Genomic DNA, 15,025 nt, shown 5'->3' on the forward strand with positions numbered 1-15,025 from the left:
AAAATTATCCACATATGTTATTATCTCTTAGTATTTTAAATTCATTTAAAAGAACTTTTATCCACAGTTTTAAATTCAATTATCTTATTTTAACGATGAATAATAAAATCCTAAGTTCTTTGACTTTCAGATAGTTAGTTATTGGTAGCTGCTGGCTTCTAGGTTAACTCAGCATAAACTTGAATATTTAAGTGATTATGTATAGTGGAAATCTGATTATTTTTAATTAGTACTTTATTTAAGCATTTTTTTATGTTAAAAATACAAACATGCAATAGGATTTTAACGATAATTAAATCGGAATAAAAACTTCCATGAAAATTATGCAAGAAGAAAATATACAGCATGTTGAACATCAATTAGAAAAGCGCTATCAGCTTGACGCTTATTCGTGCATGTTTTTTGTGTTAGGCATGATGATTTCTGCCTACTTCTTACATCAGTTCATCCTGTAACTGATTTCACGTCGCAGCCCAATTCAAAAAAGCCAACTTTGTTGGTTTTTTTATGCCTAGATTATCTGCTACGCCGTATCACTGGATCATTCTTTCCATGTTCTACGCAACATGGCACCCACAAAATTACTTGTATCTCATAAGCAGAGTTGCTTCCCTCCCCCTTAGTTGTCGCACTCACCTACCACCGCACAAGTTGGTGAAAAGTTTTAAACATTGAGACATACAATAAAAAATAGCAATTTTAGGTATAAAAAAACCTGCAAGTCTAAACTTACAGGCCTCTGAAAATACTATAAAAATTAGAATAAACGATTCATACCATTTAAAGTCGCTACACGATATGCTTCAGCCATCGTCGGATAGTTAAACGTCGTTTCTACGAAATAATTGATGGTATTGTTTGGACTATTCATCACCGCTTGACCAATGTGAATAATTTCCGAAGCGTTATTACCGAAGCAATGTACACCCAGCACTTCCAAAGTCTCACGGTGGAATAAAATTTTCAACTCACCCACTGTGTCACCTGTAATTTGCGCACGCGCCAAATGACGGAACGAAGCCTGGCCGACTTCATACGGAATTTTTTCTTCGGTTAACTCTTGTTCAGTTTTACCAATCGAAGAAATTTCTGGAATGGTATAAATTCCTGTCGGAATATCAACCACAGGCTCTACCCCCACTTCACCGCTCATGTTTGCACCTGCACAACGACCTTGGTCATATGCAGCAGAAGCCAGTGAAGGCCAACCAATCACATCACCAGCAGCGTAAATGTTTTCCACTTCGGTTTGGTATTGATCGTTGACTGTAATTTGACCACGGCTGTTTGGCGTAATACCCACATTTTCTAGACCTAAGCCATCCGTATTTCCAGAGCGACCGTTACACCACAAAATAGCATCTGCTTTAATTTTCTTACCGCTTTGTAAATGTAGCACCACGTGATCATCATACGTTTCAAGATGATCAATCTGCTCATTATGGCGAATCAAGACCCCTTGTTGACGTAAGTGATAAGACAAAGCATCAGAAATTTCATCGTCTAGATAACTCAGCAATTTGTGCTGTGTATTAATCAAGTCAACTTTATGATCGAGTCCAATGAAAATAGACGCGTATTCACAGCCAATCACACCCGCACCATAAATGATGATTTTTTGGATCGAATAATCAAGGTCTAAAATTTTGTCCGAATCGAATACACGCGGATGATTAAAATCAAGCGCCGCAGGACGGTATGGACGGCTACCCGTTGCAATCACGATTTGTTTGCACATGATCGTTTCTTTGATGCCTTCAGGGCTAAACACTAAAACCGTATTTTGGTCTTGAACATAGGCACGACCATGGTAAATATCAATTTTATTGCGGTCATAAAAACGTGAGTGTGTATCAACCTGTTGTTGAATCACTTTATGTGCATTTTGAAGCACTTGCTTCATTGTAAACTGACGCCAGTCACCCATTTTTTTAAACATTGGGTCGCGGCGATAACGGATAATACTCGATACCGTTTGACGTAAAGCTTTACTTGGAATGGTCCCCACATGGGTACAGTTACCACCGAGCTGCTCACGTACATCCACAATCGCAACACGCTTTCCAGATTTGGCAAGTTTCATTGCCGCGCCTTCACCCGCAGGGCCTGAACCTAGAACGACCGCATCGTACTTAACGAAAGTTCCACCAACGACCTCTTTTTTACGTGGCATTCAACGCTCCTTCTTCAAAAACTTATTACTTATCTTGGGCATATTATGACGTAATTGCAGGCAATTTGCTGTATTTAGCTTACATATATTAAGTGATAACCACATTTAGTAAATGAATAGTATTTCCGCCCTATCAATTCGCATTTCCGCTATACTAATACTGCTATTTTTAGCATCTCCCCCGTCAAAAACAGTGGAATAGTTGAATATGTCTGAAAACCGTAAACCTGAGCAGGGTATCAAACTTCGTGGCGCAGAAAAGGTCGCGCGTATACCTGTAAAAGTTATTCCTACGGTTGAAACGCCACGTAAGCCGGATTGGATTCGCGTGAAAATGGCAGCACCCGAAGAAGTGCAACGCATTAAATCAACCCTACGTGAACAAAAACTTCATACCGTTTGTGAAGAAGCTGCATGTCCAAACCTACCTGAATGTTTTGGTGGCGGTACTGCAACCTTTATGATTATGGGTGACATTTGTACACGTCGTTGTCCTTTCTGCGACGTGGCACATGGCCGTCCAAATGCACTTGACGCAGACGAACCACGTCACATGGCTGAAACAATTTCAAACTTAGGTTTAAAATATGCCGTGATCACGTCTGTAGACCGTGATGACTTACTTGACGGTGGCGCACAACACTTTGTTGACTGTATTAAAGAAGCACGTGCATTAAGCCCGAATACTTTACTTGAGATTTTGGTACCTGACTTCCGTGGTCGTATGGACATTGCGCTTCGCATTATGACTGAGTGTCCACCTGATGTGTTTAACCACAACATTGAAACGGTACCGCGTTTATACAAAGCGATGCGTCCAGGTTCAGACTACCAACACTCTTTAAATCTATTGAAAATGTTTAAAGAATATTGCCCTGACGTTCCAACCAAATGTGGTTTGATGGTCGGTATTGGTGAAACTGAAGAAGAAGTCATTTCACTTTTAGATGATTTGCATGCACATGGCGTTGACTATGTAACAATTGGTCAGTATTTACAGCCTTCTAAAGAGCATGCGCCGATTGACCGCTTCGTTACACCAGAAGAGTTTGAACGCTACACTGCGCATGGTCAAAAGTTGGGCTTTAGAAATATTTGGGCAGCGCCGATGGTTCGTTCAAGCTACTTCGCTGACCGTCAATACTATGGCGAACCTGTACCAGCAGTACGTCGCAAAGCAGATCCTGCGAAAAAGATTGCGGTCCAAACGATTGAAGCTTAATTTGCTGTGGTGTTAAACAGTTAAAACGCAAGAATTAAAAGCCCTCATATGAGGGCTTTTTTTATTACGATCTTCGTTCTTTATATTTTTCAATTACGTATTCATACATTTCTAACACAGTCATTGTTCAATAAACATCCTAATCTAATTCAAAGTCTAAAATAATCGTGATGCTACACATCACATCAAATTCATTTTATTACACCTTTTTAGTCTACGTTTTGCCTTATTTTCCGTGGAATTCTATAAAACGTATGACTGACCTCACGGTGTAAACAACGGGAGGTTTCAATGGGTTTCATTTTCGCCATTCTGTTTTTAATCTGTATCCTCTGGGCTGTTTTTTATTTTGAACTCAGTCGCTTAATGGCAACTGCAATGATTATTTTTGCATCCCTCTTCGCTGCTATTTTTATCAGTCCGTGGTCATTACTTCTAGGTCTGCCCTTAATTATTCTCAGCCTGATTGTGGTTATTGATCCATTACGAAAGTCTTTAATCACGCAACCTGCCTATAAAGCTTTAGCCAAAGCCATGCCGAGTATGAGCAGTACCGAACGCGAAGCATTGGATGCCGGCACTAGTTGGTGGGAAAAAGAATTATTTATGGGTGCGCCTGACTGGAAAAAATTTGATGGTTATGTCTATCCAACTCTGTCCGCTGAAGAGCAATCCTTCTTAGATCATGAAGTTGAACACCTTTGTGGTTTACTCAATGAATGGGAAATTCATCACCACTTAAAAGATCTTCCTGTTGAGGCATGGCAATACATCAAAGAACAAGGCTTTTTAGGTTTAATTATTCCCAAAGAATACGGCGGTCGTGCGTTTAGCTCCTTTGCACAAAGCCGAATCATGAGCAAAATTTCTTCACGTTCACTGACCACTGCGGTCAGTTGTATGGTGCCCAACTCTCTAGGCCCAGGTGAATTGCTTTTACATTATGGAACTGAGGAACAAAAACAACGCTACTTACCAGGACTCGCTAAGGGTGAAGAAATCCCCTGCTTTGGTTTAACCAGTCCTGAGGCTGGTTCAGATGCGGGTGCAATCCCTGATACAGGCGTGGTCTGCTATGGCGTGTTTGAAGGCCAAGAAGTACTCGGTTTACGTATGAATTTTTCAAAACGCTGGATTACACTGGCGCCTATTGCGACTGTGATTGGTCTCGCTTTTAAACTCTATGACCCTGATGGACTATTAGGCGATGCAAGCAAAACTGAATATGGCATCACCTGCGCATTATTACCTGCCAGTCATGACGGTGTCCAAGTCGGTGCGCGACATAATCCTGGTTCACCCTTTATGAATGGCACGGTCGATGGACAAGATGTTTTTATCCCACTCGATTGGATTATTGGTGGGGTGGAAAATGCAGGTAAAGGTTGGCGCATGCTGATGGAATGCTTAGCCGTAGGTCGTGGGATTTCCCTGCCAGCGCTCTCCACTGCTTCAGCTGAAATGGCCTATTTAAGTGTCGGTGCTTTTGCCAAAGTTCGCCAACAATTTAAAATTTCTGTAGGACATTTTGAAGGCGTGCAAGAAGCCACCAGTGATATTGCCAGCGGTGCGTATATGTTAGAAGCTTTTCGCTATATGGTGACTTGTGGTTTAAATGAAGGTGGAAAACCTGCTGTGATGACAGCTATGGCCAAATACTATGCCACCGAAACCATGCGTAAAATTGTCAATCATGGGATGGATGTCGTTGGTGGTCGGGCGGTACAAATGGGGCCACGCAATTTTTTAGCACTGAATTATCAGGCCATCCCCATTTCAATTACCGTTGAAGGGGCCAATATTTTAAGCCGTTCTTTAATGATCTTTGGTCAAGGCTCAATGCGCTGTCATCCTTATTTATATGAAGAGCTACAACTCCTCCAAGCAGAAGATACAAAGGCAGCTTTAGCGCCTTTCGATACGCTACTTTTTAAACATTTGGCTTATACCTTTAACCGAACAGCCCGTTCATTCAGTTATGGCATATTCGGTGGCCCTTCAGATGCTTCCGCACAGACAGATGCTTTCTCGCGTCCTTTTTACAAAACCATTAACCGTTACAGTGCAAACTTTGCTTTAACCGCAGACCTGTGTTTAGGCTTACTTGCAGGCGATATTAAACGCAAAGAAATGCTTTCAGGGCGTTTGGCTGACATTCATGCCCATCTATTTATCGCGACCGCTATTTTGAAGTTTTATGAAAAAGGACAACGTAGTGAGGTGGAACAACAGCATGTTCAACTGGCTTTAGAAAAAGCATTTGTCCAAATTCAAGATGCATTTGATGGACTATTCGCAAACTTTCCTATGCGAGCCGCAGCTTGTGTGGTCAAGTTCATCTGTTTCCCTTTTGGTCGTGTTGCCCAGCAACCAAGTGATCAGCTAAAAACGCAATTAGGACTTGCTATTATGGAAAATAATCCTTTCCGTGAACAACTGAAGCAGCATGTTTTTTATAATACCGATCCCAATGACGTCTTTGGGCGTATGGAAAATGCCTTCCAAGCAGCATTAAAGATTGATCCACTGTGGACGAAGTTTAAAAAAGCGGAGTCCAAAGGACAATTTGAAGGCTTAGATTTTGAATCACATATCCAACATGCGCTTGAAACAGGATTCATCCGCTCCGAGGAAGCGGATCAGTTGATTCATTACAATGCTCAACGCTTCGACAGTATGCTCACCGATATTTTCGATCATGAGCTTGAACAGACACTAGATTTAAAGAATCCCTACCATACAAAAGCTTCCGATATTCAACCATAACCCTCTCATCGGTTATTGAAACTCCTAAAAGATAAAAGTCCGTTTACGGGCTTTTATTTTATCCACACAATATAAACCAAGACCTCAAAGCGAAGTTTTAAATCCAATACACGTTTAAACGATAGTAGAACTCTTCCACTTCCAAACGGACTTGATATCCCAGTTGGGTAAGTTCTGCTGAAAGATGACGAATATCTTCTAAGGGTAAATGTTTTGGCAATACGGTAAATACCGCAGTATTTCCCTGTTTCGCACTCTCCTCAATTAGTGAGGCTAAACGTAATTTATAGACTTCAATATCTAAATACGCTTGGTTGGACATAATTTTTGCCTGTTCGGCATTAATAAAAGCAGCCATCTTTTCCTCCAAATTCGCCCAAGTATTGACTATGAAACTAACGCAGAACAAAACAGCGTATAACGTGATTTGGTAACACTGTGTAGCCATTTCTTAGAGAAATAACAATAAGAATCAAATCTATTTAAAAAGGCAGCGACTACAATCCAAGTTTTTCTGTTCACCAAACTCACTTAGCGTTACAGAAAAAATAAATAAAGTTACCATCTATTTTATTTAAATAATAATTGTTATCATTTGCGATATCGTTTACTAATACACCAACTCTCTTCCATGAATAGCACCACTCAAATTGATGCCTTGGTTCATTCGGAAAAAGTCCGTCCGAAGCCTGCCAAAAAGAAGAAAGTCGACACACCACTTAGCTACCGTCTGATGGTGTTGTATCGATTTGCACTTGCCTTGCTTGGAGGTTATCTCCTTGCTGCACTCTCTGCATTAACCATTGCTAAAGTCTTTATTACAAATCCTGTGAATGCGGCCATGAGCGCCACACTCATTGCATTTTGTCTTAACTGTGCTGCCTTTATTTGGGTCTTTATGGTTCAAAAAACCTTAAAAGCAACGCTCGGCATTGCTGTGCCATGTATTGCACTGTATGCCCTACTCAAATTTTTAGGATAGTTTTTCAATGCGTGTTGATCAAAAAGCGGAAGGACCGCGCCAATCCATGTCGTGGTTGCATACATGGGCCAGTCTCATTTTAGGGTGGCTGCTGTATGCAATTTTTGTGACTGGAACCCTGAGTTTTTTCCAAAATGAAATTTCTACTTGGATGAAACCAGAAACACATCAATCTGTCCCCGCACAATCTCAAGTGCAACAAATGCAGGTCGCGCTCAACTATTTACAGAAAAACCACCCAGATGCAAGCAGTTGGAATATTCAACTACCCAACTCACGCCAAACCACAACTGAAGTGACTATTCGTGCCGTTGGTGAAGACCCGAAAGCACGTCGTGGTGGAACACGCCTCACCTTAGACAGTGCGACTGGTGAAGTGATTGAACCACGGGATACGCGTGGTGGTGGATTCCTATATCGTTTCCATTTTGAATTGTACGGTTTACCCCGCCTTTGGACGCGTTGGTTGGTCGGGATTGCCACCATGTTCATGTTGGTCGCAATTGTTAGCGGCATCATTACCCATAAAAAAATCTTTAAAGATTTCTTTACCTTTCGCTCTGGCAAAGGTCAACGCTCATGGCTAGATGCACACAACGCAACCGCTGTCTTTGCATTGCCTTTTCATCTAATGATTACCTTTAGTGGCCTACTACTGCTCATGTTTATGTTCATGCCTTGGGGAATTAACCAAGCGTATGAAAATCGACAACAGTTTTTACGTGACCAACAGGCCAGCATGATTGAACAGCCCCAAAAGGCTGAAGATGTGCAGCGCGAAGATCGAGGTCAACGCGAAGGCGAAAGAGCGGCTCGTGGAGAACGCGGACAGCAACGCGGTGAACATATAGAAGGTCGTGGTGAGGAACGTCCAAAACCCGAACTCCGCCCTGCGCCACTGACACACTTAGCACCAATTATGGTGGCGGTACAACAACAGTGGAAAGACAATCCAATTGCTTCAATTAACATTATTTCACCCAATACAGACCAAGCCAAAATTGAGTTGCGTGCCTTGCGTGCTGAAAGCGTCGCGCATCGCAATGTGTATGCAACCCTCAACTATAATGGGGTCACGGGTCAAGATGAAACGGATAAAAATATACGAATCAAAAATCCATCGATTCCAAGTGGCATATATAACGTGGTCACCGTCTTACACGAAGCGCGTGGCCTCGACTTAGCACTGCGTTGGTTATTATTCTGCTCAGGTATTTTAGGCACGCTCATGGTGGCGACAGGTCTGATCCTTTGGTGTGTAAAACGTGCACCCCAACAGCAGAAACAAGGCTATAAATCGTTTGGTTTCCGACTGGTTGAAGTCCTGAATATTGCGGCCATTATTGGTTTGCCTTTGGCCTGCGCGGCATATTTTTATGCCAACCGTTTCATTCCTGCAGATGTAGAAATGCGCCTGAACTGGGAAATTCGTAGCTTCTTTACCGTATGGTTACTCACGCTAATTTATGCCATTTTCCGTACCCACCGCCAAGCATGGTTAGACTTACTTTTATTGGCAACACTCGCTTTCGCCCTGCTGCCAGTGGTCAACTTGATGACAGGTGGTCAAGCTTTGTGGAACAGCATTGCGCAAGGCCAGTGGATGATTGCATCGGTTGATTTAGCCATGTGGGTAATGGCAGTGATCTTCTATTTCGCTTATGACAAAGTGAAAAAACATCAAGGTTTGCCGAATAAAAAAGTGAAAGCACCCCTTCAGGAGGCCGAAGCATGATTTGGTTTCTGATCATTTGGACTTTAGCAACTTTAGGTTTTTTTGCACTTGCCAGCAGTATGTCTAAACATCAAAAGCAAATCTTTAGCAAAGAACTGACACTTCAGCAAACACGCTTAGCAACCACTGTGGGTTGGTTACTGTTAATTGTTTCTTTGTTCATTTGCTTAACGCAAGGGCATTGGAGCACCGAAATCAGTTATTGGGTCGGCGTAATTAGCTTCGCTGCACTGTTTGTTGGACTTTGCTTAAGTTATTTTGAACAAAAAATTAAGAATATCGCTGTTTCAGTTTTACTCTTATTTATATTCAGCCTAACTTTGCACCTGATCTGAACCTAAAAGCCAATCTTCGGATTGGCTTTTTTACTTGAAAGCATTAGGCTATCCACAGTTTAAATCTTTGGTTATTTGTATGCCTAAATCTCCTAAAATTCCTGCTGAATTGGTCAACCTTGCAACAACAGGTAATAGTGACGCTCAATTTGAACTTGCTGAACTGTATATGCAAAGTGAAAATGAAGATGACATTACGTTTGCAGAAGAATGGGCGCTTAAAGCAGCAGCATTGGGTCATGTGGAAGCCATGTATTGGCTGGGTGAAGGTTATGCTTTTTATGCCAAAGAACTTCGCGAAGAAGATCCAAGCGAAGCTGAAACCTACTTTGGACATGCACATCACTGGTTAAAACAAGCCGCTGAACTCAAACACCCTACTGCAATATTAGAGTTGGCTGGTTTTTACCGTCGTGGTGATGTGGTTGAAAAGGATGGCGCTAAGTCGATTGAACTGGTACAACAAGCAGCGGAACTGGGTGAAGCTCAAGCCATGCGTGACTTGGCATTCATTTATGAAAATGCGCTAGGTGTCGATGCTGATGAAGCAAAAGCCAAATACTGGCACGACAAAGCAGATGCCGCAGAGCAAGAATAAGTAAAAAGCCCATCCTTTGATGTCATGCCAGTTAGTGAATAAACTGACTGGCATTTTTTAAATTTCATTCGATACGCCATAAGGTCATCCGCAACCTCAGCAAGATTAAAAGCAATGCTTTTATTTGCAGCGTAAGACGAAGTAGTCGCCTTTAAAATGAATTGTTTTTTGCAACAAAAGGCGCTCTGCATTCAGAAAGTAAACAGATTTTTCGGAAGACAAATGTTTTTGGTTCTTTTGCCGAAACAAAAGAACGCCCAAAAAATTGGACTTAAAACTTACGCACAAAAATAATCTCTAAATCCTGCTTCGGCACAAAATTCTTTTCTGTCATTTGAAATTGTGTCGAACTGATCTTTTTCACCTGACCCTTCCAACAAAATGAAACCAGCTCATTCGGGTCACGCTCAATGGTCAGTTTAAAACTTTGAATAGGTTTCGCCCAATTTGCACCCGTTTTTAAGATATAGCCCAAGGCTTGATAAGGTGCATATTGCGACTTGGCCTTTTTCAAACCTGCTTTAAAGTTTTGATCCATACAATAGATCTTCTCATCCTCTTCAGGATATAAAGAGACCGAACCACCGACCAATGGCATATATTCATGTTGTACATGGGTCAACGCATTGGCCTTAAACTTCTGCTGCCAACTATAAATAATTTGCGATTCCCAATAAATTTCATCATCCGCCTGATAGGGCTTTAAAAGCTGCTGCACTGTTTTGTCCTGACAACGATACAAACGCTGATTAAGCGTAGAGTCTTGTTGCAATAACCACGGATACATCAAATCTCGATCGGAAAAACCACATTTTTTCAAACCCGTAGTCACATCGACAACTTCGCCATTGGAATTGAAGTCCCCACTTGCTGTTAAAGCGGGTAAAAATGCACGCACATGCGTTTCTGGCTGAATCTTTTGTGCATTGGCTTGTACTTTAAAGCTTTGAATCAATTGTTCGGTATGCGCAAAATCGCTTTCACGCGAACTGCCCACACGCGGCAAGGGAAATAAAACAGTTTCCGTAATATCTTGAGTTGTAAGATTTTTAAATTGGTAATTCACCCGAATGATGTTTTTACTGATAAACAAATCTTCACTTTGCATACTGATTTTTGGATTTTTCAGATATTGCACACCGCCCGTTGCCACAAAACCCGTGCTGTCATTCGCACTGATCTGCATAGAGATGAACACACATAGTCCAAGGATTTTTTTCATTTAATGCCTCCTTTTCATGTTTATTGTGCTGTTTCCATGCGAGCGCTTGAATGATCAAGCACGATCACTTGTCGGCAGATGCCCTCGACTTGACGTTGCTGTTCAAATACAGATGCAGGCATCGCATCAAAACTATCAAAGAAACAGATTTCCTGCTCATCTATAGAATAAACCAGTGAATGATTTCCAATGCCATCTAAAGTATCATAATAGACAATGATAAATTTATTTTGCTCAAATGCCTGTTGAATTTGTTGGTAATTGATGGCCGCTAAAACTGGCAGGTTTAGTTGCTCAGCTTCTGCATAACTCAATTTTTCTTGTGCTTGAAGCTCTGGGTCTTCATCAGTATAAAATTGAACATCAAAGCCAAATTTCTTTAATCCGACTGCCAAGCCAATGGTTGTCGTTCCGTTTTCTGCATCGTAACCACAGACCTCTATCAACTGTTCAATATCCGCATCGATATATAAATGCTGGAGTAGCATCCATACCGCATAAATACCGCCATTAGCTTCAAGGTTCATTAAGGATTCAGGGATATTCAAAGCCATAACACAATTCAAAAAAGATGATTGTGTTGATAATAAACAAAACATCGTTGGAACTGAATCAATTTCCAAGTACAATACTTCGCTAGTCGAGGGATGCTGCGACTTTTTCACAGGTACATAAATGTGAAATCGCTAGGCTCGACGATCCGGTTCAAATCCCTTTTGAATCAACAACGGCATCCGCGAACTGAATGATCAATTTTTTATATTAGGAGATCGTGATGAACGCGGTTACTGCTTCATTTACAGATTACAAAGTTGCTGATATTTCACTCGCTGACTACGGCCGTAAAGAAATCAAACTTGCTGAAGCAGAAATGCCAGCACTTATGGGCCTACGTAAGCGTTATGCTGCTGCAAAACCACTTGCTGGTGCAAAAATCCTTGGTTGTATCCACATGACCATTCAAACTGCGGTTCTTATTGAAACCCTAGTTGAATTAGGCGCAGAAGTTCGCTGGACCTCTTGTAACATCTTCTCGACTCAAGATCATGCTGCTGCTGCAATTGCGGCTTCTGGTGTTCCTGTATTTGCTTGGAAAGGCGAAACTGAAGAAGAATACATGTGGTGTCTTGAACAACAAATCAATGTAAATGGCACACCTTGGGATGCCAACATGATTTTGGATGATGGTGGTGATTTAACCCTCCTTGTTCATGAAAAATACCCTGAAGTAATTGCAAAAATTCACGGCGTAACTGAAGAAACGACTACAGGTGTTCAACGTCTGTATGAAATGCTTCGTGACGGTACTTTGAAAGTTCCTGCAATCAACGTCAACGATTCAGTAACTAAGTCTAAAAATGACAACAAATATGGTTGCCGCCACTCACTGAATGATGCCATCAAACGCGGTACGGATATGCTTTTATCTGGTCGTCGTGCGCTTGTGATCGGTTACGGTGACGTAGGTAAAGGTTCTGCGCAATCACTTCGTCAAGAAGGCATGATTGTACGTGTCACTGAAGTCGATCCAATCTGTGCGATGCAAGCATGCATGGACGGTTACGAAGTTGTATCTCCATACAAAAATGGCGTACAGACTGGTAAAAAAGAAGATGTAAATGCAGACCTTCTTCAAAATACTGACCTGATCGTAACAACAACAGGTAACTACCACGTATGCGACGCTGCAATGCTTGATTCATTAAAAGCAGGCGCTGTGGTATGTAACATCGGTCACTTTGACACTGAAATCGACACCAACTACTTACGTGGTTACAAGTGGGTTGAAGTGAAGCCACAAGTTCACCAAGTTTATCGTTCAGAAGATGAAAATAACTACTTGATCCTTCTTTCTGAAGGTCGTTTAGTTAACCTAGGTAATGCAACGGGTCACCCATCACGTATTATGGATGGTTCTTTTGCCAACCAAGTACTAGGTCAAATGCACTTGTTCGCTGAAAAATTTGCGGATCTTGCAGAAGATCAGAAGCAAGCCTCGATTCGCGTAGAACTACTTCCTAAAAAATTAGATGAAGAAGTTGCGGCAGCAATGGTTGCAGGCTTTGGTGGTGTTTTGACTCAACTGACTCAAGTACAAGCAGATTACTTGGGCGTTGCTGTTGAAGGCCCATTCAAGTCAGATACTTATAAATACTAAGTTTTATATTTCCCCTCATCCTAGCCTTCTCCCAGTGGGAGAAGGGACTTTTCATTATTAATTCAATTTATAGTGAAAGTCCCCTCTCCTGTGAAGCGAGTTTTAAGCACTGCTTTAAAGCTATGCGCAAGAGAGGGCTCGGAAGAGGTCTAAATAAAAAGCATTTATAAAAAGGATTTGAACATGTCGAAACACATTCCTATTTCTTTTGAGTTTTTCCCGACCAAAACGGATGCGGGCGCAGAAAAACTGAAAGTCGTACACCAAGAATTACAGCTGCTAAACCCAGAGTTTTTCTCAATTACCTATGGTGCAGGCGGTTCAACCCGTGAACGCACCTTAGCAGCCATTGCTGAATTCAATGGTAAAGGCACACCTGTTGCCCCTCACTTGTCTTGTATTGGTGATGACAAAGCACGTATTGCAGAGTTACTCGACATTTATAAAGATCAAGGCATTGACCGTATTGTGGCGCTGCGTGGTGACTTACCTTCAGGTCAAGTTGGCCTAGGCGAATTACCTTATGCCACGGATTTGGTTCGCTTTATTCGTGAACATTCGGGCGATCATTTCAAAATTGAAGTTGCCGCTTATCCAGAAATGCACCCTCAAGCAGATAGTTTTGACCTAGACATTCAACGCTTTTGCGACAAAGCCAATGCAGGTGCGAATGCCGCACTGACTCAGTTCTTCTTTAATCCAGATGCCTACTTCTACTTTGTCGATCGCATTCAAAAAGAAGGTGTGAACATTCCAGTTGCACCAGGCATTATGCCAATTACCAATGCCAGCAACTTGATTCGCTTTGCAGATGGTACAGGCGCTGAGATTCCACGTTGGATTCGTAAGCAACTGGCAACCTATGGTGATGACACTGCCAGCATCAAAGCATTTGGTCATGAAGTGATTGTGAAACTTTGTGAACGCCTGATTGCAGGTGGCGCACCGAGTTTGCACTTCTACACCATGAACACCACTGACCCTACCCGCCAGCTTGTACTAGACCTCGGTTTAGCATAAGCATTTAAACTAGATTCACCCTATTTGAGAGTAAAACCGAATGCCTCGTTTTTTTATGGAAGCAGAACTCAATGTTGATCACACTGTCGAACTGACTGAAACTGTGTTTCACCATTGGGTCAAAGTTTTGCGCGCTCAAGTCGGTGAAACGGCTACTTTGTTTAATGGACAAGGCGGCGAATATGAAGTGACCTTAAATGACGTTGCTAAAAAGTCAGCATCAGTTCAGGTCACTGCTTTTAACCCAACCAATCGTACGCCTACGTTTAAAACTTTACTCGGTCAAGTCATGAGTAAAGGTGACCGTATGGATTATGTCATTCAAAAGGCAGTTGAATTAGGCGTTTCCGAAATTCAACTATTAACGTCTGAACGTTGTGAAATGCGTTTGAAATATGACCGCGACCAAAAGAAGATTGATCATTGGCAAGGCATTGCCATTGCGGCTTGCGAACAATGTGGCATGAATCTTGTGCCAAAAATTCTTGCACCAGTTAGTTTGGAAAAATGGCTTGCATCTGAATTACCTGCGACGCGACTTGTACTCGCCCCAAATAAAGAAAAACTCGACGTATTGGCACATGCGACACCAAACATTGCACTACTCATTGGGCCTGAAGGTGGTTTAAGTGAGGCTGAAATTATAACAGCCAATGAGCACGGTTTTATCAGCTGGTGTATTGGTGAGCGTGTATTACGTACAGAGACAGCACCTGTCGTCGCTTTGTCAATCCTCAACTACAATTTAGTGATTTAAATCACATAAACAGCAGAGTCACCCTTTTGTTCTGTTAATATATTGATTATGATGTAC

General features: G+C 41.8%; 14 protein-coding genes. 10 read left to right on the forward strand and 4 right to left on the reverse strand.

Going from position 1 to position 15,025, the window contains the following annotated elements:
- Positions 1-314 precede the first annotated feature (314 nt).
- Positions 315-455 carry a hypothetical protein gene (locus tag ACY3FQ_RS10515; RefSeq protein WP_004693924.1) on the forward strand — a complete coding sequence of 47 codons (141 nt, stop codon included), beginning with the start codon at positions 315-317 and terminating at the stop codon, positions 453-455.
- A 302-nt stretch (positions 456-757) separates the two neighbouring features.
- On the opposite strand, the gene sthA is transcribed toward ACY3FQ_RS10515, so the two are convergent.
- Positions 758-2,173, reverse strand: a complete 1,416-nt coding sequence (gene sthA / locus ACY3FQ_RS10520) for a Si-specific NAD(P)(+) transhydrogenase (RefSeq protein WP_004693926.1) — start codon at positions 2,171-2,173, stop codon at positions 758-760.
- 208 nt (positions 2,174-2,381) lie between these two features.
- Here sthA and lipA point away from each other — a divergent pair, with 208 nt between their 5' ends.
- Together lipA and ACY3FQ_RS10530 are read left to right on the forward strand one after the other, a co-directional pair.
- Positions 2,382-3,395 (forward strand): lipoyl synthase, encoded by a 1,014-nt coding sequence (lipA, locus tag ACY3FQ_RS10525; protein ID WP_004693928.1) that lies wholly within the window; start codon positions 2,382-2,384, stop codon positions 3,393-3,395.
- 291 nt (positions 3,396-3,686) lie between these two features.
- Positions 3,687-6,161 (forward strand): acyl-CoA dehydrogenase, encoded by a 2,475-nt coding sequence (locus tag ACY3FQ_RS10530; RefSeq protein WP_201950835.1) that lies wholly within the window; start codon positions 3,687-3,689, stop codon positions 6,159-6,161.
- A 97-nt stretch (positions 6,162-6,258) separates the two neighbouring features.
- Here the strand turns inward: ACY3FQ_RS10530 and ACY3FQ_RS10535 are convergent, their stop codons facing one another.
- Positions 6,259-6,519 (reverse strand): hypothetical protein, encoded by a 261-nt coding sequence (locus tag ACY3FQ_RS10535; RefSeq protein WP_004980661.1) that lies wholly within the window; start codon positions 6,517-6,519, stop codon positions 6,259-6,261.
- A 273-nt stretch (positions 6,520-6,792) separates the two neighbouring features.
- Here ACY3FQ_RS10535 and ACY3FQ_RS10540 point away from each other — a divergent pair, with 273 nt between their 5' ends.
- The 4 genes from ACY3FQ_RS10540 to ACY3FQ_RS10555 all read left to right on the forward strand — a co-directional run bounded on the left by ACY3FQ_RS10540 (position 6,793) and on the right by ACY3FQ_RS10555 (position 9,811).
- On the forward strand, positions 6,793-7,143 hold the full coding sequence (locus ACY3FQ_RS10540) for a hypothetical protein (protein WP_126036008.1): 351 nt from the start codon (positions 6,793-6,795) through the stop codon (positions 7,141-7,143).
- 7 nt (positions 7,144-7,150) lie between these two features.
- Positions 7,151-8,878, forward strand: coding sequence for a PepSY-associated TM helix domain-containing protein (locus tag ACY3FQ_RS10545; protein WP_151835893.1), 1,728 nt, complete (start codon positions 7,151-7,153; stop codon positions 8,876-8,878).
- A complete protein-coding gene (locus tag ACY3FQ_RS10550; RefSeq protein ID WP_151835894.1) occupies positions 8,875-9,213 on the forward strand; it encodes a DUF3325 domain-containing protein in 339 nt (112 codons plus the stop codon). Before ACY3FQ_RS10545 ends, ACY3FQ_RS10550 begins: the two co-directional genes overlap by 4 nt.
- 79 nt (positions 9,214-9,292) lie before the next feature.
- Positions 9,293-9,811 (forward strand): tetratricopeptide repeat protein, encoded by a 519-nt coding sequence (locus ACY3FQ_RS10555; protein WP_171500545.1) that lies wholly within the window; start codon positions 9,293-9,295, stop codon positions 9,809-9,811.
- A 271-nt stretch (positions 9,812-10,082) separates the two neighbouring features.
- On the opposite strand, the gene ACY3FQ_RS10560 is transcribed toward ACY3FQ_RS10555, so the two are convergent.
- Together ACY3FQ_RS10560 and ACY3FQ_RS10565 are read right to left on the reverse strand one after the other, a co-directional pair.
- Entirely contained in the window at positions 10,083-11,033 is a 951-nt protein-coding gene (locus ACY3FQ_RS10560) for a DUF4424 family protein (protein ID WP_201950833.1), read from the reverse strand.
- Between the two features lie 20 nt (positions 11,034-11,053).
- On the reverse strand, positions 11,054-11,587 hold the full coding sequence (locus ACY3FQ_RS10565) for a cysteine peptidase family C39 domain-containing protein (RefSeq protein WP_114837006.1): 534 nt from the start codon (positions 11,585-11,587) through the stop codon (positions 11,054-11,056).
- 221 nt (positions 11,588-11,808) lie between these two features.
- Between ACY3FQ_RS10565 and ahcY the strand changes: the two genes are divergently transcribed.
- The 3 genes from ahcY (at position 11,809) to ACY3FQ_RS10580 (ending at position 14,968) form a co-directional block, all read left to right on the forward strand.
- Positions 11,809-13,191, forward strand: a complete 1,383-nt coding sequence (gene ahcY, locus ACY3FQ_RS10570) for an adenosylhomocysteinase (RefSeq protein WP_125273045.1) — start codon at positions 11,809-11,811, stop codon at positions 13,189-13,191.
- A gap of 183 nt (positions 13,192-13,374) precedes the next feature.
- Complete coding sequence (metF, locus tag ACY3FQ_RS10575) at positions 13,375-14,211, forward strand: methylenetetrahydrofolate reductase [NAD(P)H] (RefSeq protein WP_087010755.1); 837 nt, start codon at positions 13,375-13,377, stop codon at positions 14,209-14,211.
- Between the two features lie 40 nt (positions 14,212-14,251).
- On the forward strand, positions 14,252-14,968 hold the full coding sequence (locus ACY3FQ_RS10580) for a 16S rRNA (uracil(1498)-N(3))-methyltransferase (RefSeq protein WP_125273044.1): 717 nt from the start codon (positions 14,252-14,254) through the stop codon (positions 14,966-14,968).
- Positions 14,969-15,025 lie beyond the last annotated feature (57 nt).

It is taken from the genome of Acinetobacter sp. AB03, assembly GCF_058107045.1.

Excerpts from the sequence above, each read along its gene's own strand:
- ACY3FQ_RS10515 (WP_004693924.1), top strand. The coding sequence starts at position 315 with ATGAAAATTATGCAAGAAGAAAATATACAGCATGTTGAACATCAATTA.
- sthA (WP_004693926.1), bottom strand. The coding sequence starts at position 2,173 with ATGCCACGTAAAAAAGAGGTCGTTGGTGGAACTTTCGTTAAGTACGAT.
- lipA (WP_004693928.1), top strand. The coding sequence starts at position 2,382 with ATGTCTGAAAACCGTAAACCTGAGCAGGGTATCAAACTTCGTGGCGCA.
- ACY3FQ_RS10530 (WP_201950835.1), top strand. The coding sequence starts at position 3,687 with ATGGGTTTCATTTTCGCCATTCTGTTTTTAATCTGTATCCTCTGGGCT.
- ACY3FQ_RS10535 (WP_004980661.1), bottom strand. The coding sequence starts at position 6,519 with ATGGCTGCTTTTATTAATGCCGAACAGGCAAAAATTATGTCCAACCAA.
- ACY3FQ_RS10540 (WP_126036008.1), top strand. The coding sequence starts at position 6,793 with ATGAATAGCACCACTCAAATTGATGCCTTGGTTCATTCGGAAAAAGTC.
- ACY3FQ_RS10545 (WP_151835893.1), top strand. The coding sequence starts at position 7,151 with ATGCGTGTTGATCAAAAAGCGGAAGGACCGCGCCAATCCATGTCGTGG.
- ACY3FQ_RS10550 (WP_151835894.1), top strand. The coding sequence starts at position 8,875 with ATGATTTGGTTTCTGATCATTTGGACTTTAGCAACTTTAGGTTTTTTT.
- ACY3FQ_RS10555 (WP_171500545.1), top strand. The coding sequence starts at position 9,293 with ATGCCTAAATCTCCTAAAATTCCTGCTGAATTGGTCAACCTTGCAACA.
- ACY3FQ_RS10560 (WP_201950833.1), bottom strand. The coding sequence starts at position 11,033 with ATGAAAAAAATCCTTGGACTATGTGTGTTCATCTCTATGCAGATCAGT.
- ACY3FQ_RS10565 (WP_114837006.1), bottom strand. The coding sequence starts at position 11,587 with ATGGCTTTGAATATCCCTGAATCCTTAATGAACCTTGAAGCTAATGGC.
- ahcY (WP_125273045.1), top strand. The coding sequence starts at position 11,809 with ATGAACGCGGTTACTGCTTCATTTACAGATTACAAAGTTGCTGATATT.
- metF (WP_087010755.1), top strand. The coding sequence starts at position 13,375 with ATGTCGAAACACATTCCTATTTCTTTTGAGTTTTTCCCGACCAAAACG.
- ACY3FQ_RS10580 (WP_125273044.1), top strand. The coding sequence starts at position 14,252 with ATGCCTCGTTTTTTTATGGAAGCAGAACTCAATGTTGATCACACTGTC.